The sequence below is a fragment of the Aquabacterium sp. genome, from assembly GCF_035476535.1.
In the GTDB taxonomy this organism is placed as follows: Bacteria; Pseudomonadota; Gammaproteobacteria; order Burkholderiales; family Burkholderiaceae_C; genus Pseudaquabacterium.
On record NZ_DATILJ010000204.1, the window covers coordinates 1 to 3,490 of the forward strand.

Genomic DNA, 3,490 nt, shown 5'->3' on the forward strand with positions numbered 1-3,490 from the left:
GCAACGCTTCCTGGACACGCCGCGCAGCGTGCTGGTCGGCTCGCAGAGTTTCTGGGAGGGCATCGATGTGCCTGGCGACGCACTGCAGTGCGTGATCATCGACAAGCTGCCCTTCCCGCCGCCGAACGACCCGCTGGTGCAAGCGCGTTCAAAGGAGCTGGAGCGCCTGGGCCGCGATCCTTTCAACGACTATTTCGTCGCCGAAGCCGCGATCTCGCTGAAGCAAGGCGCCGGCCGTCTGATCCGCAGTGAGAGCGACCGCGGCCTGCTGGTGATCACCGATCCGCGGCTGCGGCAGATGCCCTATGGCCGCAAGCTGCGCCAGGCCCTGCCACCGATGGGCACGCTGGACACCGAGGCCGACGCGTTGGCCTGGCTGGAAGAGCTGGCCTCAGCGCACCAGGCCGTGTAGCGGCACGGGCCGCCTCGGCATCACCAGAACTGCCACCAAGCGCGCTCGGGTACGCGCACGCCGTCCTTCAGGTAGCGGCTGTCGGGGAAGTTCTTCTTCAGCACGCGGTCGGCGTCGGTGCTCAGGTCCTTCAGGCCCAGGCGGTCGTAGCTGACGGCCAGGATGTACAGCGCTTCTTCGGATGCCGGCGTCTGCTGGTAGTCGCGCACCGCCTGCTGCGCACGATTGGCCGCCGCGAGGTAGGCGCCGCGCCGGTAGTAGTAGCGAGCCACGTGGACTTCGTACTCGGCCAGCGAATTGACGATGTAGTCCATGCGCAGCCGGGCATCGGGCGTGTATTTCGACGCGGGGAATTGCTCGACGAGCTGGCGGAAGGCCTGGTAGGAATCGCGCGAGGCCTGCTGGTCGCGCTCCGAGACGTTCTGGCGCGAGATGCCGCTGAGGATGCCGACGTTGTCGATGAAATTGACCAGGCCCTTCAGGTAAAGCGCATAGTCCATTGCCGGGCTGGACGGATGAACCTTGATGAAGCGGTCCAGCGTGGCCACGGCCTGCACACGTTCACCCATGCGCCATTGTGCATAGGCCATGTCGACCAGTGCCTGCTGTGCCAGCAGTGTGCCGGCGGCGCGGCCCTCGATGCGCTCCAGCGCCTTGATGGCCCGCTCGTAGCTGCCGGCGTTCAGGTCTTCCTTGGCGTCTGCATACAATTTATCGACGTCGCCCTTGGCATCGTCGAACTTCGGATCCGAGCTGCAACCCGCCAGCAGCGCGAGCATCAGCGGTACAACAAGCGCCCACGGGCGCACAGGCTTGAACAGGCTCATCGGTCCCGGCGGTGGCGTCGCGGCCACCGTCCTTCCTGGCATAGAAGCAAAGCACACGATTCTAATGGTCCCTTCCCAGATGCCGGATCCTGCCGCCGACGCGGCCGAGACCCAGACCGATACTGAAACCGACGAAGCCGAAGAAGCGGGCGTTGAATGCCGCGAGCAGGCAGTGGATGCAGCCGCCCACGCGCGGCGGCTGGACCTGATGCTGGTCGCCATGGCGCCGGAGTTCTCGCGCAGCCACCTGCAGGGCCTGATAGCGGCCGGTCACGTGCAGGTCGACGGGGTCGTGCAGCAGACCGCTTCGCGCAAGCTGCGCGTCGGCCAGCGGGTGCGTGTCGAGTTGGTGCCCACCGCCGCCAGCCAGGCCTTCCGCCCTGAGCCGATGGCGCTGGCGATCGTGTTCGAGGACGAGCACCTGCTGGTGCTGGACAAACCGGTGGGCCTGGTGGTGCACCCGGCACCCGGCAACTGGTCAGGCACCTTGCTCAATGGCCTGCTGGCCCACCATGCCGGTGCCGCAGCGCTGCCGCGCGCCGGCATCGTGCACCGGCTCGACAAGGACACCAGTGGCCTGATGGTGGTGGCCAAGACCTTGCCGGCGATGACCGCGCTGGTGCGCAGCATCGCGGCGCGGGAGGTGCGGCGCATCTACCTCGCGCTGGCGCATGGCGTGCCGGTCTGGCAGCAGACCCGCATCGAAGCGCCGATCGGCCGCGACCCGGTGTCGCGCGTCCGCATGGCCGTGCTTTCGCAGGGCAAGCCGGCGCGCACCGATGTCGAATGCCTGGCCTCACGCGCGAGCATCAGTGCGCTGCGCTGCAAGCTGCACACCGGCCGCACGCACCAGATCCGCGTGCACCTGGCGCATGCCGGCCACCCGCTGGTCAGCGATGCGGTGTATGGCGGCCGCCCGGCACTGGGGCTGACGCGCCAGGCCCTGCATGCTGCCGAGCTGGCTTTCGCCCATCCGATCGATGCCCGCCCCCTGAGTTTTGTGGCGTCCTTGCCGACGGACTTGGCCGCCGCGTGGCATCAAGTCGTCGAAGCTTGATGCGCGCATCGCGCATGGGGCTACAATCGCTGCGCAAGCCGGCACCAGGCGTTGGAGTTTCAAGACTCCCGCCGACAAAGCCAGGCCGCCCGACAAGCGCCAGATTGGCGGCGGGCCACCCGGGTCTTCAGCAAAGCTGCCACCCGACAAGCCGAACCCGATGCAACAGCAGTGCACGACCCGCGAGGGCTGCACCCCAGTCGTCCAGCCACATGCGATGCCGTCGCCGCACCCTGCCGGCGACCCAGATGAACAGAGGTTCATGAACACCTTGGAGGCCAAGCGCGTCCTCGAGACCGCCTTGATCTGTGCGCAGCAGCCGATGCCGCTGCGCGACATGCGCAGCTTGTTCGACGATCAGGTCGGCCCCGACACCTTGCGCAGCCTGCTCGATGAGTTGATGCGCGAATGGGAAGACCGCGGCGTCGAACTGGTGGCGCTGGCCACCGGCTGGCGCTTCCAGAGCCGGCCGGAGATGCGCCAGTACCTGGACCGGCTGCACCCCGAGAAGCCGCCACGTTATTCCCGCGCGACGATGGAGACGCTGGCGATCATTGCCTACCGCCAACCGGTGACGCGGGGCGACATCGAGGACATCCGGGGTGTCATGGTGAGCGCCCAGATCGTCAAGCAGCTCGAGGATCGCGGCTGGATCGAAGCCATCGGCTACCGCGAAGCGCCAGGCCGCCCGGCGCTCTTCGCCACGACACGCCAGTTCCTCGACGACCTGGGGCTGGCCAGCCTGGATCAGTTGCCCACCATCGATGGCACGCCGAATGCCGCAACGCTGGAAGCCCTCGGCGCCGAGCAGCCGTCCTTGCTGCCCGAAGGGGCGGACGGCCAGTCGCAATTGCCGCTGGATGAAGCGGCCAACGATCAGGCCGTCGGCGATGAGGCACCTGCCGCAGAACCGGGCCCCGACATGGCCATCGATGCCGAACCGGCCGAGGTCGCCGTTGAAGCCCTTGCCGAAACCGTTTCCGAAGAACCTGTGCGCAGCGAAGCCGTCGCGCACGAGCCGCCGGCCGAAGCGCCGGTGCCCGCAGAGTCGCCCACCCCGGATGCTCTGCCCGACGAATCAACCCCCGCAGCGCCCGTATGAACCCGCAAGACACTGATCAGCCCGACTCCGATTCACGGAGCGGCGAAGCGCTCAACGAGCCCATTCCGGCGCCCAAGCCACGCCGACGCCGC

At 67.7% G+C, this 3,490-nt stretch carries 4 protein-coding genes; 3 read left to right on the forward strand and 1 reads right to left on the reverse strand.

The genetic code is table 11. The features are described from left to right. A partial coding sequence (locus tag VLK61_RS20110; protein WP_325423408.1) for an ATP-dependent DNA helicase occupies nucleotides 1-412 on the forward strand: 412 nt, incomplete at its 5' end. A 20-nt stretch (nucleotides 413-432) separates the two neighbouring features. Here the strand turns inward: VLK61_RS20110 and VLK61_RS20115 are convergent. Next, entirely contained in the window at nucleotides 433-1,239 is an 807-nt protein-coding gene (locus tag VLK61_RS20115) for an outer membrane protein assembly factor BamD (protein WP_325423409.1), read from the reverse strand. A gap of 79 nt (nucleotides 1,240-1,318) precedes the next feature. On the opposite strand from VLK61_RS20115, the gene VLK61_RS20120 reads away from it, so the two are divergent. Then, a complete protein-coding gene (locus tag VLK61_RS20120; protein ID WP_325423410.1) occupies nucleotides 1,319-2,296 on the forward strand; it encodes an RluA family pseudouridine synthase in 978 nt (325 codons plus the stop codon). Between the two features lie 262 nt (nucleotides 2,297-2,558). Continuing rightward, nucleotides 2,559-3,398, forward strand: a complete 840-nt coding sequence (gene scpB, locus VLK61_RS20125; RefSeq protein ID WP_325423411.1) for an SMC-Scp complex subunit ScpB — start codon at nucleotides 2,559-2,561, stop codon at nucleotides 3,396-3,398. The last annotated feature ends 92 nt before the right edge of the window (nucleotides 3,399-3,490 follow it).